Source organism: Brevundimonas mediterranea (assembly GCF_011064825.1).
Lineage (GTDB): Bacteria > Pseudomonadota > Alphaproteobacteria > Caulobacterales > Caulobacteraceae > Brevundimonas > Brevundimonas mediterranea_A.
In genome coordinates this window covers 1,514,862-1,538,492 of sequence record NZ_CP048751.1, presented here as the reverse complement: position 1 = coordinate 1,538,492, position 23,631 = coordinate 1,514,862, and the positions used below count along the sequence as shown (strand labels likewise).

Annotated in this window: 25 protein-coding genes; 15 read left to right on the top strand and 10 right to left on the bottom strand. The window is 66.7% G+C overall.

The genetic code is table 11. The annotated features are described in order from the left end of the window. Nucleotides 1-2: 2 nt before the first annotated feature. Genes coaE through GYM46_RS07470 form a run of 4 tightly spaced genes read right to left on the bottom strand, consistent with a single transcriptional unit; the run spans nucleotide 3 to nucleotide 2,978 of the window. On the bottom strand, nucleotides 3-653 hold the full coding sequence (coaE, locus tag GYM46_RS07485) for a dephospho-CoA kinase (protein WP_008263609.1): 651 nt from the start codon (nucleotides 651-653) through the stop codon (nucleotides 3-5). After that, nucleotides 650-1,480 carry a shikimate dehydrogenase family protein gene (locus GYM46_RS07480; RefSeq protein WP_008260314.1) on the bottom strand — a complete coding sequence of 277 codons (831 nt, stop codon included), beginning with the start codon at nucleotides 1,478-1,480 and terminating at the stop codon, nucleotides 650-652. Before GYM46_RS07480 ends, coaE begins: the two co-directional genes overlap by 4 nt. Further along, entirely contained in the window at nucleotides 1,477-2,100 is a 624-nt protein-coding gene (locus GYM46_RS07475) for a Maf family protein (RefSeq protein WP_008261380.1), read from the bottom strand. The genes GYM46_RS07480 and GYM46_RS07475 overlap by 4 nt, the downstream gene beginning before the upstream one ends. Continuing rightward, nucleotides 2,097-2,978 carry a pyruvate, water dikinase regulatory protein gene (locus tag GYM46_RS07470; protein WP_008262696.1) on the bottom strand — a complete coding sequence of 294 codons (882 nt, stop codon included), beginning with the start codon at nucleotides 2,976-2,978 and terminating at the stop codon, nucleotides 2,097-2,099. Before GYM46_RS07470 ends, GYM46_RS07475 begins: the two co-directional genes overlap by 4 nt. 450 nt (nucleotides 2,979-3,428) lie before the next feature. On the opposite strand from GYM46_RS07470, the gene hemE reads away from it, so the two are divergent. From hemE to GYM46_RS07415, 11 genes are all read left to right on the top strand, one after another. Continuing rightward, on the top strand, nucleotides 3,429-4,487 hold the full coding sequence (gene hemE, locus GYM46_RS07465; RefSeq protein WP_008263212.1) for a uroporphyrinogen decarboxylase: 1,059 nt from the start codon (nucleotides 3,429-3,431) through the stop codon (nucleotides 4,485-4,487). Beyond that, nucleotides 4,484-5,545: a ferrochelatase gene (gene hemH, locus GYM46_RS07460; RefSeq protein WP_008264052.1), complete on the top strand. Its 1,062-nt coding sequence runs from the start codon at nucleotides 4,484-4,486 to the stop codon at nucleotides 5,543-5,545. Before hemE ends, hemH begins: the two co-directional genes overlap by 4 nt. Continuing rightward, nucleotides 5,542-6,009, top strand: coding sequence for a CopD family protein (locus GYM46_RS07455; RefSeq protein ID WP_008260975.1), 468 nt, complete (start codon nucleotides 5,542-5,544; stop codon nucleotides 6,007-6,009). Before hemH ends, GYM46_RS07455 begins: the two co-directional genes overlap by 4 nt. 203 nt (nucleotides 6,010-6,212) lie before the next feature. Then, entirely contained in the window at nucleotides 6,213-7,646 is a 1,434-nt protein-coding gene (gene rho, locus GYM46_RS07450; RefSeq protein ID WP_008263632.1) for a transcription termination factor Rho, read from the top strand. Between the two features lie 40 nt (nucleotides 7,647-7,686). Further along, nucleotides 7,687-7,911 carry a DUF6489 family protein gene (locus tag GYM46_RS07445; RefSeq protein WP_008262646.1) on the top strand — a complete coding sequence of 75 codons (225 nt, stop codon included), beginning with the start codon at nucleotides 7,687-7,689 and terminating at the stop codon, nucleotides 7,909-7,911. Between the two features lie 45 nt (nucleotides 7,912-7,956). After that, nucleotides 7,957-9,264, top strand: coding sequence for a tRNA uridine-5-carboxymethylaminomethyl(34) synthesis GTPase MnmE (mnmE, locus tag GYM46_RS07440; protein ID WP_040349862.1), 1,308 nt, complete (start codon nucleotides 7,957-7,959; stop codon nucleotides 9,262-9,264). 104 nt (nucleotides 9,265-9,368) lie between these two features. Continuing rightward, the gene (gene mnmG, locus GYM46_RS07435; RefSeq protein ID WP_008263004.1) at nucleotides 9,369-11,261 is read left to right on the top strand and encodes a tRNA uridine-5-carboxymethylaminomethyl(34) synthesis enzyme MnmG; all 1,893 of its coding nucleotides are present in this window, start codon (nucleotides 9,369-9,371) and stop codon (nucleotides 11,259-11,261) included. Further along, entirely contained in the window at nucleotides 11,261-11,893 is a 633-nt protein-coding gene (rsmG, locus tag GYM46_RS07430) for a 16S rRNA (guanine(527)-N(7))-methyltransferase RsmG (RefSeq protein WP_008259488.1), read from the top strand. The genes mnmG and rsmG overlap by 1 nt, the downstream gene beginning before the upstream one ends. 4 nt (nucleotides 11,894-11,897) lie before the next feature. Further along, a complete protein-coding gene (locus GYM46_RS07425) occupies nucleotides 11,898-12,695 on the top strand; it encodes a ParA family protein (RefSeq protein ID WP_035308345.1) in 798 nt (265 codons plus the stop codon). 48 nt (nucleotides 12,696-12,743) lie between these two features. Continuing rightward, complete coding sequence (locus GYM46_RS07420; RefSeq protein ID WP_198004257.1) at nucleotides 12,744-13,625, top strand: ParB/RepB/Spo0J family partition protein; 882 nt, start codon at nucleotides 12,744-12,746, stop codon at nucleotides 13,623-13,625. A 40-nt stretch (nucleotides 13,626-13,665) separates the two neighbouring features. Next, complete coding sequence (locus GYM46_RS07415) at nucleotides 13,666-13,848, top strand: hypothetical protein (RefSeq protein WP_008258835.1); 183 nt, start codon at nucleotides 13,666-13,668, stop codon at nucleotides 13,846-13,848. 36 nt (nucleotides 13,849-13,884) lie between these two features. Here GYM46_RS07415 and holA read toward each other — a convergent pair whose 3' ends face one another. The 4 genes from holA to GYM46_RS07395 all read right to left on the bottom strand — a co-directional run bounded on the left by holA (nucleotide 13,885) and on the right by GYM46_RS07395 (nucleotide 18,588). Then, complete coding sequence (holA, locus tag GYM46_RS07410) at nucleotides 13,885-14,937, bottom strand: DNA polymerase III subunit delta (protein WP_008260001.1); 1,053 nt, start codon at nucleotides 14,935-14,937, stop codon at nucleotides 13,885-13,887. Further along, complete coding sequence (gene lptE, locus GYM46_RS07405; protein WP_035308316.1) at nucleotides 14,934-15,425, bottom strand: LPS assembly lipoprotein LptE; 492 nt, start codon at nucleotides 15,423-15,425, stop codon at nucleotides 14,934-14,936. The genes holA and lptE overlap by 4 nt, the downstream gene beginning before the upstream one ends. Next, nucleotides 15,425-17,974 carry a leucine--tRNA ligase gene (gene leuS, locus GYM46_RS07400; protein WP_008259812.1) on the bottom strand — a complete coding sequence of 850 codons (2,550 nt, stop codon included), beginning with the start codon at nucleotides 17,972-17,974 and terminating at the stop codon, nucleotides 15,425-15,427. Before leuS ends, lptE begins: the two co-directional genes overlap by 1 nt. A gap of 161 nt (nucleotides 17,975-18,135) precedes the next feature. Then, the gene (locus tag GYM46_RS07395) at nucleotides 18,136-18,588 is read right to left on the bottom strand and encodes a DUF3576 domain-containing protein (RefSeq protein ID WP_008259790.1); all 453 of its coding nucleotides are present in this window, start codon (nucleotides 18,586-18,588) and stop codon (nucleotides 18,136-18,138) included. 371 nt (nucleotides 18,589-18,959) lie between these two features. Here GYM46_RS07395 and GYM46_RS07390 point away from each other — a divergent pair, with 371 nt between their 5' ends. Next, a complete protein-coding gene (locus tag GYM46_RS07390) occupies nucleotides 18,960-19,355 on the top strand; it encodes an NtrZ family periplasmic regulatory protein (RefSeq protein ID WP_008262093.1) in 396 nt (131 codons plus the stop codon). A gap of 49 nt (nucleotides 19,356-19,404) precedes the next feature. Here the strand turns inward: GYM46_RS07390 and GYM46_RS07385 are convergent, their stop codons facing one another. After that, the gene (locus GYM46_RS07385) at nucleotides 19,405-20,052 is read right to left on the bottom strand and encodes a thiamine phosphate synthase (RefSeq protein ID WP_008260325.1); all 648 of its coding nucleotides are present in this window, start codon (nucleotides 20,050-20,052) and stop codon (nucleotides 19,405-19,407) included. Between GYM46_RS07385 and GYM46_RS07380 the strand changes: the two genes are divergently transcribed. Beyond that, nucleotides 20,051-20,749 (top strand): YggS family pyridoxal phosphate-dependent enzyme, encoded by a 699-nt coding sequence (locus GYM46_RS07380; RefSeq protein WP_008264309.1) that lies wholly within the window; start codon nucleotides 20,051-20,053, stop codon nucleotides 20,747-20,749. The genes GYM46_RS07385 and GYM46_RS07380 overlap by 2 nt on opposite strands. Nucleotides 20,750-20,829: 80 nt before the next feature. Continuing rightward, nucleotides 20,830-21,516: a response regulator transcription factor gene (locus tag GYM46_RS07375; protein WP_008263939.1), complete on the top strand. Its 687-nt coding sequence runs from the start codon at nucleotides 20,830-20,832 to the stop codon at nucleotides 21,514-21,516. On the opposite strand, the gene GYM46_RS07370 is transcribed toward GYM46_RS07375, so the two are convergent. Continuing rightward, entirely contained in the window at nucleotides 21,429-22,130 is a 702-nt protein-coding gene (locus tag GYM46_RS07370; RefSeq protein WP_197019752.1) for a YczE/YyaS/YitT family protein, read from the bottom strand. The two genes, GYM46_RS07375 and GYM46_RS07370, sit on opposite strands and share 88 nt — an antisense overlap. A gap of 42 nt (nucleotides 22,131-22,172) precedes the next feature. Between GYM46_RS07370 and GYM46_RS07365 the strand changes: the two genes are divergently transcribed. Beyond that, the gene (locus GYM46_RS07365) at nucleotides 22,173-23,630 is read left to right on the top strand and encodes a PLP-dependent aminotransferase family protein (RefSeq protein WP_008263786.1); all 1,458 of its coding nucleotides are present in this window, start codon (nucleotides 22,173-22,175) and stop codon (nucleotides 23,628-23,630) included. Nucleotide 23,631: the final 1 nt, after the last annotated feature.

Sequence of the window (23,631 nt, the reverse complement as noted above, 5' to 3'; positions counted from 1 at the left end):
TCTTAATGGAGTCGTTCGTCGCTTTGCGGAAGACCGGCTTTACCGTGACGCGGAGATATCCACGCCGGATCCAGCACGGTCTCGACTATGGCCGCCACATCGGCACGCGCCGCTTCGAGCCCACGGCCCGTATCGATGACGAAATCGGCGCGGGCGCGCTTTTCGGCGTCCGGCATCTGGCGGGCCAGAATGGCTTCGAACCGCTCGCGGGTCATGCCGGGGCGGGCCAAGACGCGTTCGGCCTGGATCTCTGGGTCGGCGGTGACCACGACCACCGCGTCCACATGGGCGTCGCCGCCGGTTTCGAACAGCAGAGGGATGTCCAGCACGGCCAGCTTCACCCCCATGACCCGGGCCGCCGCCAGATCGGCCGCCCGCCCCCGCGTCACCAGGGGATGGACGATGGCCTCAAGCCGGCGGAAGGCGGTTTCGTCCCGGCCCAGGGCCTCGGCCAGGCGGGTGCGGTCCACGGCCCCCTCCACGACCACGCCCGGAAAGGCGGCGCCGACCGGTTCGACCGCAGCGCCGCCGGGCGCATAGAGCCTGTGCACGGCGTCGTCGGCGTTCCAGACGACCGCGCCCAGATCGGCGAACATGGCCGTCGTGGTCGACTTGCCCATGCCGATGGAGCCGGTCAAACCCAGCAGGATCATGTCACTTCGCCCAGATGGGCCGTCAGCAGGGCGCGCAGGTCCAGCGGCGGGGGCGGACGACGGAACAGGGCCTGGAACGAGGGCGCCGCCTGACCGATCAGCATGGCCAGACCGTCCACCGTCGGCAGGCCGCGCGCCCGCGCCGCCGTCAGGAAGGGGGTGGCCAGGGGCTTGTAGGTCATGTCCATCATCACCGTGCCCGGGGCGACGGCGTCGAAATCCAGATCCGGCTGGATGCTGAGGGCGTTGATCACCAGGACGGCGCCGTCGAGAGCCTCGGACGCCGGCATGACCCGGACCGAAGGGCCCAGATCGGCGGCCAGGGCTTCGGCCCGGTCGCGCGACCGATTGACGATCCGAACCTCGGCCCCAGCCTCGATCAGGGCGCCTGAGCCGGCCCGCGCCGCGCCGCCCGCCCCCAGCATGACCACCGGTCGACCTGCCAGGGTCAGATCCGGCGCCTGTTCCTTCAGGCCCAGCATCAGGCCGATCCCGTCCGAACTGTCGGCCGAGACCCGGCCGGCGTCGAAGGTCAGGATATTGGCCGAGGCTGTCAGCCGGGCCGCCGGGGTCGCCTGATCCGCCAGGGCGAAGGCCTGTTCCTTAAAGGGCGCGGTGACGTTCAGACCCAGGATCAGTCCGGCGCGGCCCGCCGCGACCAGGGCCTCGAACCCCGCCGCATCGGCGGGGGCGAAGGGCGCATAGACGCCGTCGATGTCGCCGGCCGCCAGCCAGGCGTTGTGGATGACGGGGCTGAGGGAATGGGCCACCGGATTGCCGGCGATCCCGGCGACCAGGGCCGCGCCCGTGATGCGATGACGGCTCATGCGGACAGGACCCCCGCCCGGCGCAGCTCGGCCAGGACCGGCCACAGCGGCAGGCCCAGGACGGTGAAATAGTCGCCGTCGATGGCCGCGAACAACTGGGATCCCATGCCCTCGAGCCGATAGGAGCCGACACAGGCCAGCAGGGCCTCGCCCTCGGCCGCCAGATAGGCGTCGAGAAAGGCGTCGGAAAAGTCACGCATCCGCATCTCGACCGTGTCCACGCCCGACCAGACGATCTCGCCCTTCACCGCCAGGGCGGCGCCGGAATGGAGGTGATGGATGCGGCCGCGCATGGATTTCAGCCGTTCGCGGGCGGCGTCGAGCGATTTCGCCTTGGAAATCAGCCCGCCGTCGAAGGCCAGGGTCTGATCCGAGCCCAGCACCCAGGCGGTTTCGTCATCGCGCGAAACGGCCAGGGCCTTGGCCTCGGCGAGCCGCACCGCCAGGCCGGCGGGATCCAGGTCGGTCGAGACGGCCTTGATCGCGTCTTCGTCCACGCCGGCGACGCGGACCTCGAACGGCACGCCGGCGTTTTCCAGCATCGCGCGGCGGGCGGCGCTCTTGGACGCCAGGATCAGGGTCTCGCGCCCTCCCGGGCTGGACAGGGATATGTCGCTCACCAGCTTGTCCCGATCTTTTGGTTGCGATGCTCGCTGAGCAGGTTGGTGATGGCGGCGGCCGTTTCCTCCACCGACCGACGGGTGACGTCGATGGTCGGCCAGCCGCGCCGGGCGAAGGCGCGCTTGGCCTTGATCGTCTCGTCGCGGACGGCGTCCTGATCCGTATAGCTGGAGGACTGGCTGGCGTTCAGATTGTCGATCCGGTTGCGCCGGATCTGGATCAGGCGGTCGGGCGATACGGTCAGGCCGACGACCAGAGGATTCTTCAGCCGCGTCAGCCGCTCGCCGTCCTCCTGTCCAGGCACCAGCGGGACATTGGCGGCGCGGATTCCGCGATGGGCCAGATAGATGCAGGTCGGGGTCTTGGAGGTCCGGCTGACCCCGCACAGGACCACATCGGCGCCTTCCAGCTGTTCGGTCGTGCCCTGGCCGTCGTCATGGGCCATCGCAAAGTCTAGCGCCGCGATCCGGTTGAAATAATCATGATCCAGGGCGTGCTGAGCCCCGACCCGCGTCGACAAGGCCGCGCCCAGATAGCGGGACATGGCCCCGACCAGAGGATCAAGGGCGCCGATCTGGGGCATGTCCAGTCGCCGGCAGCCGTCCTCCAGCTGTTCGCGCAGATGGCGGTCGACCAGGGTGTGCAGAACCACGCCCGGCGCCGCCTCCACCTCCTGCAGCACACGCTCCATCTGCTTCTCCGATCGGACAAGCGCGTAGATATGTTCGATCGGAATGACGCCGTCGAAGCGGGCCGTCACCGCCTTGGCCATCGCGTTCAGGGTCTCTCCGGTCGAATCCGAGACCAGATGGACGTGAAAATAGGTGGCCAGACGGGTGGGGCCGGGTCGGGGGCCGGAAGGTCGCGCGGGGCTCATTCGGTCTGTCGACTCCCTGTTGAAAAATGGGGGACGGCGGGGGACCGTCAGGGCGCCGTTCTCCTTAGCGGGTCATCGACAAGGCGGCGAGCGGGGATGACGGTGGACGGCGCCTTCGGTTCGAGGGTGGTTCATCCCAAGGCGGACAACAGGTTTGGGCTTGGCTGTGGAAAATCCTAATGGAAGGTTAAGTTCGCTTAACCCCGTTCACAGCCCCGGCCCCCCGCAAAGCCTTGGGCGTTAAGGTTTCATTAGGGATTGTCCACCGAGGGGATAGGGCTGTTCGACATCCCCGGTAAGCCTTGGCGCGGCGTGGATATCCGCTTTTGTTCTGCTGGCGTCGGCCAAACCGTCCCCGCCGTTCCACCGCCCTACCTGCCACTTCGAATCTTTTAATTCTTAATCTGATTAGGGATTGAGAGCGGGGGCCTGTGACCTTAATCGTCCGGCATGACCGATCCGACCCAGCACGACGTTCAGACGCCCCTGATGATCCGGGCTCTCCGAGGGGAGACGCTGGATCGTCCGCCGGTCTGGTTCATGCGCCAGGCGGGACGGTACCTGCCCGAATACCGACGGCTCCGGGCCGAGGCGCCGGACTTCATCGCCTTTTGTCTGAACCCCGAGATGGCGGCCGAGGCGACGCTTCAGCCGATGCGTCGGTTCGGTTTCGACGCGGCCATCGTCTTCGCCGACATCCTGCTGATCCCGCGCGCCTTGGGCCAGGACGTCTGGTTCGAGACGGGCGAGGGGCCTCGGCTGGGCGAAATGCCTATTCCCGGTCGGATGGCGGAACTGGCGCCGGATGCGGGCGCGCATCTGTCGGCCGTGGGCGAGACCCTGTCGATCGTGCGCAAGGCCCTGGAGCCGGAACGCGCCCTGATCGGGTTCGCCGGCGCGCCCTGGACGGTGGCCACCTATATGCTGGACGGCGAGCACCGGACCATCGGCAAGGGCGAGCGCGCCCAGGCCCGGACCTACGCCTATGCCGATCCCAGGCGGGTCGACGAAACCCTGGAGGTTCTGGTCGAGGCCACGGCCCGGTATCTGAAGATGCAGGCCGACGCCGGCGCCCAGGTGTTGAAGATCTTCGAGAGCTGGGCCGAGGGCCTGCCGGACGACCTGTTCGAAAGATTGGTCCTGAAGCCCCACCAGGCGCTTGTGAGGCGTACGCGGGAGCTGGGCGTCACCGTGCCCCTGATCGGCTTCCCACGGGGCTCTGCGGCGCTTGCAGAGCGGTATGCGGAGGAGGTCGAGGTCGACGCCGTCGCCCTGGACACTGCCTGCCCGCTGGAGGTCGGCAAACGGGTGCAGCAGATCAAGCCGATCCAGGGCGCGCTGGACCCCCTTTTGCTGCGCGCCGGCGGCGAACGGCTGGATCGCCGCGTGGATCAACTGATGGAGGCCTGGGGCCAGGGGCCATGGGTGTTCAACCTGGGACATGGCATATTGCCGGACGTGCCCATCGACCATGTCGAACGGGTTCTGAAACGGATCGGCGCCCAATGACCCAAACTCTGAAAGGCCGCCGCATCGCGGTGGTGCTGTTCAATCTGGGCGGACCGGATGATCAGGCCTCGGTGAAGCCGTTCCTGTTCAATCTGTTCAATGATCCGGCCATCATCGGTCTGCCGGGCGTTCTACGCACGCCCCTGGCCAAGCTGATCTCCAGCCGGCGCGAGACCAGCGCCCAGGCCAACTACGCCCTGATGGGGGGCGGTTCGCCCCTGCTGCCGGGCACGCGCTGCCAGGCTGAGGCCCTGGAGGCCGAGTTGAACGCACGTCTGGCCGGAGACGAGGTCCAGGTCTTCATCGCCATGCGCTACTGGCGGCCGTTCACCGAGGAGACGGCGGTCGAGGTGGCGGCTTTTGGACCCGACGAGGTGGTCCTGCTGCCGCTCTACCCCCAGTTTTCGACCACGACGACCGAATCCTCGCTGAAAATCTGGAATGAGACCTATGCCGGATCGGGCGTCAGTCGCGCCGTCTGCTGCTATCCCAGCGCCACAGGCTGGGTCGAGGCCCAGGCCCATGCCATCGGGTCGAAGCTGGACGAAGCCGGCGAGGGGCCGGTGCGGGTCCTGTTCTCGGCCCACGGCATCCCCGAGAAACTGGTCAGCGGCAAGGGCGACCCCTATCAGGAACAGGTCGAGACGACCGTCGCCGCGGTGGTCGCCGCCATCGAGCGCGACCGGGGCCCCATCGACCACGCCCTTTGCTACCAGAGCCGGGTCGGGCCGATGAAATGGCTGGGCCCGTCCACGCCTGAGGCCATCGCCCGGGCCGGCGCGGACGGGGTGGGCGTGGTCATCACCCCCATCGCCTTTGTCTCCGAACATATCGAGACCCTGGTGGAGCTGGATATCGAATATGGAGAACTGGCCCACGAAAAAGGGGTAAGTCTCTATCTGCGGGCGCCGGCCGTCGGGATCGCCCCCCCGTTCATCGACGCTCTGGCCGATGCGGCCGTCGGCGCCCTGGGTCGGGCGGGCGTCGCCCCGTTCGGTCAGGGCTGCAAGGCGGACTGGAAGGCCTGTCCGTATCGCAAAGGGAAACACGCGGCATGAACCCCTATGACCTCGCACGCGGCCTGCACATTCTGGCGGTGATCGCCTGGATGGCCGGCCTGCTGTTCCTGCCGCGGCTCTACGCCTATGACGTCGAACAGGACGCCAAGCCCGAGCCGCTGCGCAGCGAGATGCAGGCCTTGCTGAGGCTGTGGCAGACGCGGCTGCTGCGGATCATCGTCAATCCGGCCATGATCCTGGCCTGGGGTTTCGGCCTGTGGCTGATCCATATCGACGTCTCGGCGCGCGGCGCGGCGTTTCTGGCTGAGCCCTGGATGGTCACCAAGCTGATCGGGGTGTTTCTGTTGAGCGGTTGGCATGGCTTCCTGGCGGCGCAGCGGAAGAAGATTGCGGCGGGGACGTCCAAATATTCCGGCAAGTTCTGGCGTATGACCAACGAGGTTCCGTTTGTCCTGGCCATCGTCATGGTGCTTTCGGTAACGACCGAATGGACGTTCGGTTGAGCGGCTCCGCTTGACCTGAACCGCCGCCTGTGGTTCCGCTGACAGTGAACCGTTCGGCGTTTCGTCGGCGGTCCCTCTCTCTTCGCGACGCCTGCAGGTTTTGACCAGCGGGAGCCCGCCGCGCCTCCCTTCGGCCTCTCGGCCAGACATTTTCAGAGACATGACGCCGCGACAGCCGTTGCGCGCGCCTGCGAGCCTGTACCATGACCGACGTCCGCGACACCGATCCCACCGCCCCCGAGACCGAAAACCTCGAGGTCCAGACCCCCACGCATCACGGGGACGAACACGAAGCCGGCGACGTCGCTGGTGCGGATTCCGGCGTGGACACCACGGCCGACGACGAGGACGACGGTGAACCCGTCGTCGCCAACGGCCGGATCACCCTGGCCGAGCTGAACGAGAAGACGCCGGCCGATCTGGTCGCCTTCGCAGAACAGCTGGAGGTCGAGAACGCCTCGAACCTGCGCAAGCAGGACCTGCTGTTCGCCATCCTGAAGGCCCTCGCCGACGAGGAAGTGGAGATCATCGCCGACGGGGTGCTGGAGATCCTGCCTGACGGGTTCGGCTTCCTGCGCAGTTCGGACGCCAACTATCTGCCGGGACCGGACGACGTCTATGTGTCGCCGTCGCAGATCCGCCGCTTCGGCCTGCGCTCGGGCGACACCGTCCATGGCGCGGTGCGGGCGCCGCGCGAAGGCGAGCGCTATTTCGCCCTGCTGAAGGTCGACACGATCAATCTCGAAGACCCCGAGATGGTCAAGACCAAGGTCCTGTTCGACAATCTGACGCCCCTCTATCCCGAAGAGCGGCTGCACATGGAGATTCAGGATCCGACCCTGAAGGATCGGTCGGGCCGGGTCATCGACATCGTCGCGCCGCTGGGCAAGGGGCAGCGCTGCCTGATCGTGGCGCCGCCGCGCGTCGGCAAGACGGTGATGCTGCAAAACATCGCCAAGTCGATCGAGAAGAACCACCCGGAAGTCATCCTGATCGTCCTGCTGATCGACGAACGGCCGGAAGAGGTCACCGACATGCAGAGGACGGTCAAGGGCGAGGTCGTGGCCTCGACCTTCGACGAGCCGGCCACGCGCCACGTCGCGGTCGCCGAGATGGTGATCGAAAAGGCCAAGCGTCTGGTCGAGCACAAGAAGGATGTGGTGATCCTGCTGGACTCCATCACCCGCCTGGGCCGCGCCTATAACGCGACCGTCCCATCGTCGGGCAAGGTGCTGACCGGCGGTGTGGACGCCAACGCCCTGCAACGGCCGAAACGCTTCTTCGGCGCCGCGCGGAATGTGGAGCAGGGCGGGTCGCTGACCATCATCGCCACGGCCCTGATCGACACCGGCAGCCGGATGGACGAGGTGATCTTCGAAGAGTTCAAGGGCACCGGCAACTCGGAAATCGTGCTGGACCGCAAGGTCGCCGACAAGCGCATCTTCCCGGCGATCGACGTGCTGAAGTCCGGCACCCGCAAGGAAGACCTGATCACGCCGAAGGATCAGCTGGCCAAGACCTATGTCCTGCGCCGCATCCTGAACCCCATGGGTCCGCAGGACGCGATCGAATTCCTGCTCGACAAGCTGCGTCAGTCGAAGAACAACTCGGACTTCTTCCAGTCGATGAACACCTGATCCGTCTTCGGACGTTTCACGTGAAACAGGAGACGGTTCGATGAAGGTCAATGTCGAAGTGGACTGCACCCCGGCGGAGGCGCGCGCCTTCCTGGGGCTGCCGGACGTCACGCCGCTGAACGACGCCATGGTCGCCGAGATGCAGAAGCGGATGCAGGTCAATGTCGCCGCCATGCAGCCCGACGAATTGATGAAGACCTGGACGAGCTTCGGCCTTCAGGCCCAGGACCAGTTCCGCCGGATGATGGACGCGGCGGTGAAATGAAGACGCCGCGTCTCCTCCCGACCGGAGGGGAGGCATAATCCGATGATGCAAGATACGATCTTCGCCCTTGCGACGCCGCCCGGCCGTGGGGCCATCGCCGTCATGCGTCTGTCGGGGCCGGGCGTTGATGCGGCCTTGACGGCGCTTGGCGCCACTCGATTGAAGCCTCGAATGGCCTCGGTCCGAGACCTGGCCTACGCCGGCGACCACATCGACCAGGCCCTGGTGCTTCGTTTCGTCGCGCCTCATTCCTATACCGGTGAGGACTCCGCCGAACTCCATCTGCATGGCGGCCGAGCGGTCGTGGAAGCGGCCAGCGGCGCCCTGATCGCTCTGGGCGTACGGCCGGCCGAACCGGGGGAGTTCACCCGCCGCGCCTTTCAGAACGGGCGGATGGACCTGGCCCAGGCCGAGGCGGTGGCTGACCTGATCGACGCCGAGACGGCCGCCCAGGCGCGGCAGGCCCTGGGCCAGCTCGACGGGAAGCTCAGCGAGACCTATGCGGGCTTTCGCCGGGATCTGCTCCACGCCCTGGCCTTGGTCGAGGCGGAGATCGATTTTCCGGATGAGGACGTACCCGACAATCTGGCCCGGACGGCCGGACCGGTTCTTGACCGATTGGCCGAGGATTTGCGGCGCGCCGTGGATACGGGGCGACGGGGCGAGCGGGTGCGCGACGGCTATCGCATCGTCCTGATCGGCGAAACCAATGCCGGCAAGTCATCGCTGTTCAACGCCCTGGTCGAACGGGAGGCGGCCATCGTCACGCCCATCGCCGGTACGACGCGGGATGTGCTGGACGCCGACCTGGTGATCGGCGGCTATGCCGTGACCCTGTCCGACACGGCGGGCCTGAGAGAGAGCGCTGATCCTGTCGAGGCGGAAGGCGTGCGGCGGGCGCGGATGCGGGCCGAACAGGCGGATCTGCGTCTTTGGGTCAGGGCGCCAGGCGATCCCGATGGCGTGGCGGCGGCCTATGCCAGACCAGGCGATCTGGTCGTGGCGAACAAGGCCGACCTCGGTGGGTCTGTTCCAAGCGGGGGCTTCGACCGAATCGAGGTCAGCAGCCGCAGTGGGGAGGGTCTGTTGCTTCTGCGCGACTGGATTGCGACGCGGCTGGCGCAGGATCTATCGGGCGCCGATTTTCCGGCGGTTACGCGGGAGCGTCACCGTCTGCGCCTGAATGAGGCCCTGGAGGCGGTGGAGGCCGGGCGGCGTGCCTTGGATGCCGGGCCAGAGATGGCCGGCGAGGACCTGCGGCGTGCGGCCGAGGCCCTGTCGAGGGTGACGGGGGCGATCGGGGTTGAAGATATCCTTGGCGAGGTGTTTTCGACCTTCTGCATCGGCAAGTAATACCGGTGTTTCACGTGAAACACCTTAGGTAATACCACCGATCTTCGAACCGGGCGCCGGTCTGTGGTGTAGCGAAAACCGTCCATCTGGACTATGTGGCGGGGATGAACTCCCCCCTAGAGATTTCCTACGACGTCGTCGTCATCGGCGGCGGTCACGCCGGTTGTGAAGCCGCCGCCGCTTCATCCCGTGCTGGCGCGCGGACTCTGTTGCTGACCCAGAAGCTGGAAACCATCGGCGAAATGTCGTGCAATCCCGCCATTGGCGGCCTGGGCAAGGGCCATCTGGTGCGTGAGATCGATGCGTTGGACGGGATCATGGGACGTCTGGCGGACGTGTCAGGAATCCAGTTCCGTCTCCTGAACCGGTCCAAGGGCGCGGCCGTGCGCGGTCCCCGAAGCCAGATCGATCGCCGTCTGTACCGCGAGGCCATGCAGGCGGAGTTGGCTCGGACGCCGAACCTGAGCCTGATGGCGGGAACGGCTGAGGGTTTGATCCTGGACGGCGATCGCGTGGTCGGCGTGACGACCGGGACCGGGGAGAGGGTGAGGGCAGGGGCCGTGGTCTTGACGACCGGCACCTTCTTGAACGGCGTCATCCACCGGGGCGATGAAAGGATTCCGGCAGGTCGTCACGGCGAGGATCCCTCGACCGGTTTGGCCGCTGATCTTCACGCCGCCGACCTGATGATGGGGCGGCTGAAGACCGGAACGCCGGCGCGGCTGGACGGACGAACCATCGCCTGGGACCGGCTGGAGATGCAGCAGGCGGACGAGACGCCGTCCGCCTTTTCCTTCATGACGGACCGGATCGACGTGCCGCAGATCGCTTGCGGCGTTACCCATACGACCGAGGAAACTCATCGCATCATCGCCGAGAACCTGGGCGAGAGCGCGGTCTATGGCGGCAAGCTGTCGGGCCGTGGACCCCGCTATTGCCCGTCGATCGAGGACAAGGTCGTGCGGTTCGCCGACAAGACGAGCCATCAGATCTTCCTGGAACCAGAAGGTCTGGATGATCCCACCGTCTATCCCAACGGTATCTCCACTTCGGTGTCGGAACCGACCCAATTGGCGTTCCTTCGGACCATCCCCGGCCTGGAGGCGGTGGAGGTGTTCCGCTACGGCTACGCCATCGAATACGACTACGTCGATCCACGCGAGCTGAGCCCCGCCCTTGAGGTCAAGAAGCGGCCCGGTCTCTATCTGGCCGGCCAGATCAACGGCACCACGGGATATGAGGAGGCGGCGGCCCAGGGCTTGATGGCCGGCCTGAATGCGGCCCGCACGGCTGGGGAGGATGCGCCGGTGATCCTGGGTCGTGACCAGGCCTATATCGGTGTGATGATCGACGACCTGGTGACGCGGGGGGTGACTGAACCCTATCGGATGTTCACCAGCCGGGCCGAGTACAGGCTGACCCTGAGGGCGGACAACGCCGATCAGCGACTGACGCCGCTGGCTATCGCGCTTGGGATCGTGGGACCTGAGCGCCGGAAATGTTTTGAGCTTAAGGCCCAAAAACTGTCCGAGGCCGGCATTGTTTCACGTGAAACCCTGTTCACGCCGAAGGAAGCCAACGCCATTGGAATTCCAGTCAACGCGGATGGCAGACGGCGTTCCATGCGGGAACTGTTGGCGTTTCCTGATGTGACGCTGGATCATTTCGTCCAGACCCATCCGGTCGTCGCCTCTTGGGACGCCGAGGTGCGGGAGCAGGTGGAAATAGACGCCGGCTACGCCAACTACCTGGACCGGCAGTTGATCGACGCCGAGGCCTTGCGCACCGAAGAGGGTCTGCTTCTGCCCACGGACCTCGACTATGCCGCCATCGGCAGTCTTTCGAATGAAGTGAAGGAAAAGCTGGCGCGAGTGCAGCCCCGCACCCTCGGCCAGGCGGGCCGGATCGAGGGCATGACGCCTGGCGCTCTCACGGCCCTGCTGGCGCATGTGAAGAGGGCGCCCAAGACCTCGGTCCAGGGAGGGGTGGCGGCCTGATGCTGAATGCCGAAAAGACCCTCTTTCAGGGCAAGGCCGGCGCGACGTCGCAGCAGATAGCGGATCTGGATGATTTCCGTATCCGGCTGAGCGAAGCCAATTCGGTGATGAACCTGGTCGGCCCGGACAGTCTCCCGGATTTCTGGAACCGCCACGCCTGGGACAGCGCCCAGCTGTTGACCCATGCGCCTGGGGCCCGCACCTGGGCTGATCTCGGCGCTGGGGCGGGGTTCCCGGGCGTGGTTCTGGCTATTCTGCTGAAGGACGCCCCGGGCGCGCATGTCTGGCTAATCGACAGCCTCGGGAAACGGTGTCGGTTCTTGCAGGAGATCGTCGATGTCATGGATCTGCCGGCGACCGTGATCAACGGTCGGGCGGAGGAGCAGGCGGTCAAATGCGATATCGTCACCGCCCGTGCTGTCGCGCCGATGGAGCGATTGCTGGGTTATGCACAGCCCTACTTCCAAAGGGGTGCACAAGGTCTGTTCCTGAAGGGGGAGAAGGCCGAATCCGAGTTGATTGAGGCGCGGAAATCCTGGCATCTCGACGCTGAACTGGCCCCGTCGCAAAGCGACCCGCGCGGCCGCATCGTGACAGTCCGGAGTGTTCGACGTGCCCGCCCCAAGCACTAACAAACTGCCTGCCCGCGTCCTCGCCGTATCCAACCAGAAGGGCGGCGTGGGCAAGACGACGACCGCCATCAATCTCGGCACCGCCCTGGCCGCCATCGGCAAGCGCGTGCTGATCGTGGACATGGACCCCCAGGGCAATGCCTCGACCGGTCTGGGTGTTCCACGTGAAACACGCCGCGTCACCATCTATGACGTGGTTGTCGATCAGCGCTCGGTCGATGACGCTGCCGTGCAGACGACAGTGCCCGGTCTGTGGATCGTGCCGGCCGACGCCGACATGTCCGGTGTCGAGATCGAATTGAGCCAGGCCGACCGTCGGTCCTATCGTTTGCGTGACGCCTTGCGGGCCCATGATCACGGCCCTACCGCGTATGACTATGTGTTGATCGACTGTCCGCCCTCTCTAAACCTCCTGACCCTGAACGCGATGGCGGCGGCCGATGCGGTCCTGGTGCCGCTTCAGTGCGAGTTCTTCGCTCTGGAGGGGCTCAGCCAGCTGATGCGGACCATCGACATGGTCAAGCAAAGCCTGAATCCCGCCCTTGAAATCCAGGGTCTGGTCCTGACCATGTATGACCGCCGCAGCGCCCTGTCGGGCCAGGTGGCCAATGACGTGCGAGCCCATTTCGGCGACAAGGTCTATGACAGCGTCATCCCCCGCAACGTCCGGGTGGCGGAGGCGCCGTCCTTCGGCAAGCCGGCCCTGATATATGATCTGAAATGCGCGGGCAGCCAGGCCTATCTGCGTCTGGCCAAGGAAGTGGTGAAGCGCGAACGCCAGCGGCTGAAGCTGGCCGCCTGATCCCGACCGACCGGTCCACGAGTTTAAAAGAAGAAACGGAACAGTATCTTGGCTGAACGACAAAGAGGTCTTGGACGGGGTCTTTCGGCCCTGATGGGCGAGGCTGTCGAAGCGCCGACGGCGGCGGGCGCGACCCTGCCTTCGGGCGTTCAACGCGTGCCGATCGAGAGCCTGAAGCCCAATCCTGATCAACCGCGGAAGATCTTCACCCAGGAACATCTGGAAGAGCTGACGGCCTCGATCCGCGACAAGGGCGTGCTGCAACCCATTCTGGTCCGGTCGCAGCCCGGCGAGGACGGGGTCTGGCAGATCATCGCCGGTGAGCGCCGCTGGCGTGCGTCCCAGGCCGCTCGGCTGACCGAGGTGCCGATCGTCGTCCACGAGATGGACGACGTCGAGGTGTTCGAAGTCGCAATAATCGAAAACGTCCAGCGCGCCGACCTGAATCCGCTGGAAGAGGCCGACGCCTATCGGGTGCTGATGGAACGGTTCGGACGCACCCAGGACCAGGTGGCGGGCATCGTCGGCAAGAGCCGCAGTCACATCGCCAACACCCTGCGGCTGCTGCAGTTGCCGGAGGAAGTGCTCTGGTACGTCCGAAACGGCAAGCTGACCGCCGGTCACGCCCGCGCCCTGATCACCGCGCCCCACGCCGCCGCCCTGGCTGAACAGGCCTACAATGAAGGGCTGAACGTGCGTCAGGTCGAGGCCCTGGCGCGGCGCGCGGCGGAAGGCCCCAAGCCGGTCAAGCCCAAGCCGGCCGAGGGCGGGGAGGGGGCGGCCGATGTCGCCGCCCTGCAACAGGATCTTGCCGACGCTCTGGGCCTGAATGTCCAGCTGAACGACCGCAGCGGCAAGGGTGAACTGACGATCCGCTACGGCTCGCTGGAACAGTTGGACGACCTTTGCCGGCGGCTGATGCGCGCCTGAGACGCCAGACTCATCGCCGAGGACGTGCTAGGATCAATCCATGACCGACGAAACCGCCCCCTCCGCCGCCGACAAACTGAAACAGGCCGTGGCCGCCAAGAAGGCCAAGGCGGGTCATGGCTTTAACGCCCAGGTCGGCGCCAAGGCTGAGGAAAAGAGCGTCTCGGCGCGGAATGTCGCCATGGCCCAACCGGCCTTCCGAAAGGCTTCGAAGCGGGGCTGAGGCTTCGTTTCCTCCCGTTTCGTGGGAGGAGGGACATTAAAGACCGAGCCTGCGCGCGCGGCCGGCGATTTCCAGCAGCAGGCGTTCGGCGATCAATTGATCCGGCATTCCGGTCGTCTTGGTGGCGACGTCGGCGGTGTTGATACTGTCCAGCACCTCGTCCAGCGCCTCCAGCCGCCAGGCCCGGGCCTGGCGTAGCATCTCCGCCTCCTGCTTCCAGAAGACCCCAGCCGCCTTGGCCGCCTCCTTGGCCCCCGCTCCATTGGCCTGCAGGATATTGATCCGGCGCAGCCTTCCCAGGTGCAGGGCGGCGGACCGCACGGCCAGGACCGAGGATTCACCCTCGGCGAAGGCCCGTCTCAAACCCGATTGGGCCGGGCCGGGCCGGGCGCCGAAGGCCTGAAGCGCCGCATCGGACAGGGAGGCGTCGGGTTCGACGCCCAGATGCTGCTCCAGCTCTTCGACATCAATGGTCCGGCCCGAGCCGGGGCCGATGAACAGGGCCAGGCGCTCGATCTCCTGGCGCATCAGGCCCCGCTCGCGCGGCAGTCGGCCGACAAACCGGTCCAAGGCGTCCGCCGTCAGCCCCACCTTGTCGGCGGCCAGGGCCTCGCGGGTCATGCGGGCGATGTCGCCGGTCTCGTCCTCGTAGCAGACGATGCCGACGGCCCCGGCCTCCTTCTCGGCGGTCTTGCGCAGAGCGGATTCGCGGCCCAGCTGGTCGGCCTCGACCACCAGCATGGCGTCGGGGTTATAGCCGCCCTCGGCATGAATCTTCACGGCGGCGGCGACCGCCTTGTCCACGCCGGGTTTCAGCGCCGACAGACGGATCCGCACCAGACGACGCCCGCCCATCAGGGACATGGCCGTCAGGGCCTCCTCCAGCTTGCTTTCGTCGCTGTCGATGTCGCTGTCGGTTAGGACCGTGACGTTGAAAGGGTCGTTCAGGTCCGGCGTGATCGCGCGGCACAGGACCTCGGCCCGTTCGGCGACGCCCGACCGGTCCTTGCCGTGGATGACGGCCGCCCGGACAGCCGGATCGGGCGCCTTCAGAAAGCGATCGATCTCTGGGCGTTTGGCGAGGATCACCGGTTCGACAGCGCCTGCATGAGGTCCAGTCGGATCAGGCGGGCCAGTTCCGCCGCGGCGCGCTCCTCGCCGTCCTGCTGGGCGGCGATGGCGGCATAGGGCTGGTCGGCGGTCGCATAGGTGGTGGTGACGGTCTCCACGCCGGTGACGGGCGTTCCGCCTGCCGCCGGCGTCAGGGTCCAGGCGGCCTTGACCGTCAGTTCGTAGCGGGTGGCCGTATCGTCGATCCGACGGCCCAGCGAGCGGCGGCTCTGTTCGACCTGTGTCGTCAGGCGATACAGGGGCGTGGCCGACTGATCCCAGGCCAAGGCGTCTTCCAGCTGTTCGCGCAGACGATAGCCCAGACGGTCATCCTGAGTGGATACGGCGATCCTGCGCAGGGACGACCCCATGGCCGGCTCGGCGTAGATCGGGGTGAAGCCGCAGGCCGAGACCGCCAGGGACGCCCCCAGCACAGTCAGAGCCGCAAAGGCCGCCGCGCCCCGCATCAGCCGGCCACCAGATTGACGATCCGGTCCTTGACCACGACGATCTTCTTCACGCTCAGACCCTCCAGCCGCGCCTGCACGGTCTCGTCGGCCAGAACCATGGCCTCGACCTCGGCGGGCTCCATGCCGCGCGGCACGCGGATTTCCGCGCGACGCTTGCCGTTGATCTGGATGGGCAGAACCACCTCGTCGTCGGCCGCCAGCGCAGCGTCCCACACAGGCCACGGCGCGTCCAGAACCATCCCGTCTTCACCCAGCCGCGTCCAGCATTCTTCGGCCAGGTGCGGGGTGAAGGGAGCGATCAATCGCGCCAGGGCCGACAGGGCCTGACGCTTGGCGTCGCCGCCGGCCTGGGCGCTGTCGCGGACGGTGGCGACGAAGGCGTACAGCTTGGCGATGGCCGAGTTGAAGCGGAAGCCCTCCACGCCCTCGGACACGGCCTTGATCGCCTTGTGCGTCTCGCGCAGCAGTTCGGCGTTGGCCTTGTCCTCGCCGGCGAAGCCCGCGTCATAGGCGTCGAACAGGGTCCAGGTGCGCTGCACGAATCGGCTGGCGCCCTCGACCCCGCCGGGGGTCCATTGCACGTCCCGCTCAGGCGGGCTGTCCGACAGGACGAACAGACGGCCGGCGTCCACGCCGTGCGATTCCAGGATTTCCTGGGGCGCGACGACGTTCTTCTTGGACTTGGACATCTTCTCGATGTCGCCGATCATCAGGGTCTCGCCGGTCGACAGCTGGCGGGCGGAGCGGACGCCGTCAGCATTGGTCAGCTCGACGTCGGTAGGCTCGACCCACTGGCCGTTCTCGCGACGATAGGTCTCGTGGACCACCATGCCTTGCGTGAACAGGCCGGCGAAGGGCTCCTTCACCGACAGCATGCCGGCGTCGGACAGGGCGCGGGTGATGAAGCGGGCGTACAGCAGGTGCAGCACCGCGTGCTCGACCCCGCCGATATACTGATCCACAGGCAGCCAGCGGTTCGCCGCCTCGGTGTTGATCGGCTCGGCCGCCGTCGGGTCGGTGAAGCGGGCGAAATACCAGCTGGAGTCGACGAAGGTGTCGAGCGTGTCGGTCTCGCGCGTCGCGTCCTGGCCGCAGGACGGGCATTGAACGTGTTTCCAGCTGGGATGGCGGTCCAGCGGATTGCCGGGCACGTCGAAGGTCACGTCGTCGGGCAGGACGACCGGCAACTGATCGGCGGGAACCTCCACCGGCCCGCAGGACGGGCAGTGGATGATCGGGATCGGGCAACCCCAATACCGCTGGCGCGACACGCCCCAGTCACGCAGGCGATAGATGGTCGCGCCCTTGCCCGTGCCGGCCGCCTCAATGCGGCGGACCGCCTCGGCCTTGGCGGCCTCGATGTCCAGGCCGTCCAGGAAGTCGGAATGGAAGATGGAGCCCGGGCCCGTATAGGCCTCGTCGCCCACGGCGAAGTCGTCGCCGGCGCCCTCGGGGCGGACCACGGGGATCACCGGCAGGCCGTATTTGCGGGCGAAGTCCAGGTCGCGCTGGTCGTGGGCCGGGCAGGCGAAGATGGCGCCCGTGCCGTATTCGGACAGGATGAAGTTGGCGATCCAGACGGGGATTTCCGCCCCTGTAAAGGGATGGACGGCCTTCAGGCCCGTGTCCCAGCCGATCTTCTCGGCCTGGTCGATGTCGGCCTGGGACGTGCCGCCGGCACGGCATTTGGCGACGAAGTCAGCGACGGCCGGGTCGGCCTCCGCCAGGGCCTTGGCGATGGGATGGTCCGGCGCGATGCCCATGAAGGACGCGCCATACAGCGTGTCCGGGCGGGTGGTGTAGATTTCCAGACCGTCAGGCGAAGCCGCCGGCGCTTCGCCCGCCCATTTCCAGGTCATCTGCAGACCCTTGGACCGACCGATCCAGTTCTCCTGCATCAGCCGGACCTTCTCGGGCCAGCGGTCCAGGGTCTTCAGACCGTCGATCAGGTCGTCGGCATAGTCGGTGATGCGCAGGAACCACTGGTTCAGCTTGCGCTTTTCGACCACCGCGCCCGAACGCCAGCCGCGCCCGTCGATCACCTGCTCATTGGCCAGGACGGTGTTGTCGACCGGGTCCCAGTTGACCACCCCGTCCTTGCGATAGACCAGGCCGCGCCGATACAGCTCCAGGAACCAGGCCTGCTGCTTGCCATAATATTCCGGGTCGCAGGTGGCGAACTCGCGCGACCAGTCCAGCGACAGGCCCAGCAGTTTCAGCTGGTCCCGCATCTGGGCGATATTGTCGTAGGTCCAGCCCTTGGGGTGGATGCCGCGTTCCATGGCCGCGTTCTCGGCCGGCATGCCGAAGGCGTCCCAGCCCATCGGGTGCAGGACGTCATAGCCCTGGGCGCGCTTGGACCGCGCCACCACATCGCCCATCACATAGTTGCGGGCGTGGCCCATGTGGATGTTGCCCGACGGATAGGGGAACATCTCGAGCACATAGTATTTCGGCCGGCCGGTGTCCTTCGTCACGAAGGCGGAGGCCTCGGCCCAGCGGGCCTGTTGGCGGGGTTCGGCGGTCTTGGGTTCGTAACGGGCCACGGTCGTCCTGAAAGTCAAAAGGGCGCTGCCGCCCTCCGTGCTCAACTAGCCCGAAGGACGACAGCGCCCAAGAAAAATGCGTTCTCGTCGCCTCAACGACGACCGAACTCAGACCAATCGGCGCTCAACTAGCCCGAAGGGCGGCAGCGCCAACCAGAAAGTCAGCCTGCGTTAGACAGGTTCAGTTGGCGCGCCTTGGTCAGAATGGCGTTTTCCAGGTCCGCCTCGGTCTGGGCGGCGACCGGGGCGGCGGTCCATTGACCGTCCGCGCCCTTCACTTCCTTGGTTACCGTGACGTTCAGCGCATCGGCGCGCAGACGGGTGTCCAGGATGAAGACGGTCGCCTTGAAGCGCTCGTTCGGCGTCTGGGGATTGGTGTACCAATCGTAGTTGATCACGCCGCCCCAGGGATCAGCGGTCAGCAGCGGCATGAAGCTGAGGGTGTCGAGCGAGGCGCGCCACAGATAGCCGTTGACGCCGATGCCTTGCTGCACGTTCGTCTTGGGGGTCTTCTTGTCGCCGCCGACAAAGGGGATGCTCGAGCAGGCGCTCAGGGCGACGCCCGAGACCAGGGCGATGGCGACGCCGCGAACCAGGGCCTTGTTGAGGCTCATCAAGGAAGTCTCCGTAAACTCAGGGACGTGAAGGCCCTCGCCCACACGCGCGCAGGGCGCCGCGCGTAAGTTCGCGCCGCTGCGTGGCTCTATAACACGGGCAAAAGGGGCGATGACAAGGCGAAGTGCGGCCCCGCGGCGATACGAGTTGCGCCGTTCCGTGACAGGTCGCTGACAGCAACGCTCCATTTGGCGTCAAATCCCGTGACGCTTGAGCCACATCGCACTGCAACAATGCAGCGGAACCCCGACATCAAGACCACGTTGCGTTGACCGGGCGGACCCCCGGTGTCTAATCGCGGCGTCCACGACCATATCAAGGTCGGTTCAGGGTAGGACGTCTTCACTCGAGGGCGTTCAAAGGGTTCAGAATGCGTTTCGGCGATGTCTCGGCTGTGATTTTTGCGACGATGGCGCTCGCCGTCTCTGCGCCGGCGCTTGCCCAGAACGCTGCGCCGACGCGCGCGCCGAGCGTCACCCTGTCGGAAGCCCAGGCCGCCCAGCGCAATGCGCCGTCGCAACAGCGTCGCGGTCTGCGCCTGAACGACCAGGGTCGGTGGGGTTTGGATTTCAATCTGAACCAACCGGTCGGGCGCGAGACTGACTGGGGCGATGTCGAGGCGGGCGCCTATTACCGTCTGAACGATCGTCTGCGCGTCGGCGCCGCCGCTGCTGTGGCTTCGCGCGAAGCGGATCCGGCCCGGGCGCCTGAGACCAATGGCCGAACCCAGCCCCGTGTGCGGCTCGAGACCATCTTCAACTTCTGATTCGCGATCGACACCGACGGCGCGGCTTCTGCGAAGCGCCGAGACGGGCTCAACTATGGAAGGCGGACTGTATCGCCTCCACCCCGGCCAGTCCGCAGGCCCCCGATCCCGTCAAGGACGCGACATTATCCGGTCCGATCCCGCCCAGGGCATAGACCGGCAGATCGACATCCTGAATCCATCGTCCGAATTCGGCGACGCCCAGCGCGGGCTTTACCGCCGAAGCGCCGCCGGCCGGAAACACCGGCGACAGAACCAGGGCGTCGAGACCTTCGGTTATGGGCCGGCCCCCATGCCAGGCGGCGGTCAGCAGCCAATCGGGATGAGCCCGGCCAACCGATCGCGCCTGTCTCGCCTCGCGCTCGGGCAGATGCAGCCCGTCCGCTTCCAGGATCTCCGCCAGATCAGCGTCTCGCCCGACCAGCAGTTTCACCCCGGCGCCCCGCGTCGCCTCCCGCAACCGACGGCCCGTCTGGATGGCGTCGGCCGCTCCGAAGGCGCGATAGACCACCCCCGATCCGGCCGGCAGACGGGCCACGGTCTCCCACGGGCGGGACGTGCGGTCCGGGTCGGTGAAGAACAGCAGCGGCGGCAACCGGGCGACGCTCGGGCTGACAGCGGCGGCGGCGCGGTTTAGAGCGGTCGCCGCATCCCAGAGCGCGCGCGCGTCGTCGCTGTAACCGGCCGGCAGGATCATGACCCCTTCTTCCCCCGCTTCGCCCCTCCCGTCCATCGCCGAAAGGGTCGCCGGCGTCCGCGCCCGGATCGACGCGGCCTGCCACGCCGCTGGACGAGATCCCGCCGCCGTCACCCTGACGGCCGTCTCCAAGACCCAGCCGGATGAGGCGATCGACGCCATCCTGGCGACGGGTCAGCGGGTGTTCGGCGAGAACCGGGTGCAGGAGGCGCAGGCGCGCTGGACCGAACGGCTGTCGGGTCTGGACGGATTGGAGCTACGGTTGATCGGCCCCCTGCAGACCAACAAGGCCGAGGACGCCGTCGTCCTGTTCGACGTGATCGAGACCCTGGACCGCGAGAAGCTGGCCCGCGCCCTGGCCGAGGCGGCGCAGAAGCGCGGCCGATCGCCGCGCGTTCTGGTTCAGGTCAATACCGGCGCCGAGCCGCAAAAGGCCGGCGTCCTGCCCGAGGCCGCCGCCGCCCTGATCGACACGGCGCGACGGACCTACGGCCTGACGGTCGAGGGTCTGATGTGCATTCCCCCTGCGGATCAGGCGGCCGAACCGCATTTCGCCCTGCTGCGCGACATGGCCGAACGCAACGGCCTGTCGGTCCTGTCGATGGGGATGAGCGGCGACTACGAGACTGCGATCCGCTGCGGCGCGACCCATGTCCGGGTGGGAACGGCGTTGTTTGGGGAACGAAATCGACCTTAAACCGCCTCTAGGCCGTAACCCGACGTGAATTCGCACCCCCAAGCCTTGGCGCGGGGGCCAAGCCTCGCCATTGTCTGAACATGCCCACGCCCAAGACCATATTGATCATCGACGACGACGACGACCTGCGCGAGGCGTTGGCCGAGCAGTTGAACCTCCACGAGGAGTTCAAGACCCAGCAGGCAGCGACCGCTACGGACGGGGTGAGGATGGGGCGCGAGATCCGCGCCGACCTGATCCTGCTGGACGTCGATCTGCCGGACATGGATGGGCGCGAGGCCTGCCGCCTGCTGCGCAAGGACGGGGTCTCCACCCCGGTCATCATGCTGACGGCCCAGGCCGCCGACGCCGACGCCATCCTGGGCCTGGACGCGGGCGCCAACGACTATGTGACCAAGCCCTTCCGGTTCGCCGTCCTGCTGGCCCGCATCCGCGCCCATCTGCGCAGCCACGAACAGTCGGAAGACGCCGTCTTCTCCATCGGCCCCTATGAGTTCCGGCCCGCCGCCAAGGTGCTGATGGACGCCAAGGGCAAGAAGGTGCGGTTGACCGAAAAGGAAACCAACATCCTGAAATACCTCTACCGCGCCGGCGCCAAGCCCGTGTCGCGCGAGGAACTTCTGACCGAGGTCTGGGGCTATAACGCCGGCGTCACCACCCACACGCTGGAAACCCATATCTATCGCCTGCGCCAGAAGATCGAGCCCGAACCCGGCCAGGCCCGCCTGCTGCTGACCGACGCCGGCGGGTACCGTTTGCAGCCCTGAGGCTCAGCTGGCGTCCGGATCGTGAACATCGGCAGGAAGACGTGGACCAGCGGGCCGATGCTGACGGCGTAGACCACTGTGCCCAGGCCCACGGATCCGCCAAGGGTCCAGCCGACGGCCACCACGATCACTTCTATCGTCGTCCTGACCCATTTCACCGGCCAGCCGGTGCGCGCGAAAATCCCGGTCATCAGGCCGTCGCGCGGCCCCGGACCGAGACCCGCGCCGATATAGGCACCGCTGGCCACACCGTTCAGCAGGATTCCTGCACCTAATAGAACGGCCCTGACGGGTAGGCCCAGGTCTGTCGGCAGCCAGTCCAGACCAAACCCCGCCACCACGCCGATGACCAGAACATTGGCCAGAGTGCCGATTCCTGGCCGCTGGCGCAGCGGAATCCACAGGACCAGCACCGCCATACCGATCAGGTTGACGACCAGGCCGAAGCTGATACCCGCCGGGCCGGCGAACCGTTCGAATACGCCCTGGGTCAGGACGTCCCACGGGTCCAGCCCCAGATCGGCGCGCACGATCAGGGCGATGGACAGGCCGTAGAGGATCAGGCCGACGAACAATTGGATCAGGCGACGGGTCATTTCGTCGAATTGCGACAAACTGGCTATTAAAAAAAGGTCCAGTTATGCCATTCTGGCCTTATGTCGCCGCGATCCATCAGTCCTGTCTCCCTGACACGCCATCTCGGCTCCTGGCGCACGCCGGGCGCGGGGGCGGCCTATCGCCAACTGGCCGGCGCAGTAAGACTTCTGATCCTGGACGGACGACTGCCGTTGGCGACTCGGTTGCCGGGCGAGCGAGAAATGGCGCAGGCGTTGGGTTTGAGCCGTACGACTGTATCCGCTGCCTATGGCCGACTTCGGGATGACGGCTTTCTGACCGGCGGACAGGGGGCGGCGGCCCGGACAAGTCTTCCCGCGGGGCCTGGTCCGCGTCATGCCCCCGGCGTCGACGAAACCAAACCCGGCCTGATCGACCTGACGGCCGCAGTCCTGCCCGCCGACCCCAATGTTCACACCGCCTATGTTCGCGCGCTGGAGCGATTGCCCGCAAACCTGCCCGGCCACGGCTATGAAACCGCCGGGCTGGAGGAGCTGCGCGAAACGGTCGCGGCCGGCTATCGCCGCCGAGGCCTGCCGACGTCGCCTGGCCAAATCCTGATCACTCATGGGGCGCACAACGGCTTGGTCCATCTGTTGCGCCTGACGGTTCGGCCCGGCGATCCGGTGGTGATCGACCATCCGACCTATCCCCAGGCCATTGACGCCATCCTGGCCGCCGGAGGACGCGCCACGCCCGTGGCCCTGCCGGACGACGCGGGAGAGGATGGTTGGGATGTAGAGGGTCTGGTCTCGGCCTGTCGGCGCAGCGGGGCGCCCATGGCCTATCTGGTCCTCGATCATAATAATCCGACCGGCCGGATGATGCGTGCGCCCGACCGGTCGCGTTTGTTGGCCGGGTTGAAGGGGAGCGAGACCCTGCTGGTCCTCGACGAGACCCTGGTCGATCTGACGCTCAGCGGACCGCCCGCGCTCAGCGCCTCGGCCGTCGATGCGCCGCGCGTCGTGCGGCTGGGCTCCATGTCCAAGAGCGTTTGGGGCGGGTTGCGCATCGGCTGGATCCGCGCCGACCGGGCGGTGATCCAGCGCCTAGCCCAAAGCCGCGCCAGTTTCGACCTAGGCGTGCCGATCCTGGAGCAGTTGGCGGCGGTTGAACTGCTGAATGACGGTGGAGCGGCCCTGGCGGTGCGTCGCCCCCTTCTACGAGTGCGGCGAGACCATTTGCGTGCGCAGCTCGCCCAGCGCCTGCCCGACTGGACCTGCCCCCGTCCCGCCGGCGGCCTGTCGCTTTGGGTCCGCCTGCCCGCGCCGATCAGCTCCGCCTTGGTGGTGCGAGCCGAGGCCGAGGGGCTGCGGCTGGCGGCGGGGCCTCGCTTCGGCGTCGACGGCGCCTTCGAACGCCGCCTGCGCCTGCCCTACACCCTGCCCGAACCGGTCTTGGATCAGGCGGTGGACCGACTGGCCAAGGCGGCCAAGGCTCTGGGCCGACGCCCCAAGCCCGCCACCGCGATCCGCGGACGCCTGCTTCCCGTCTATTGAG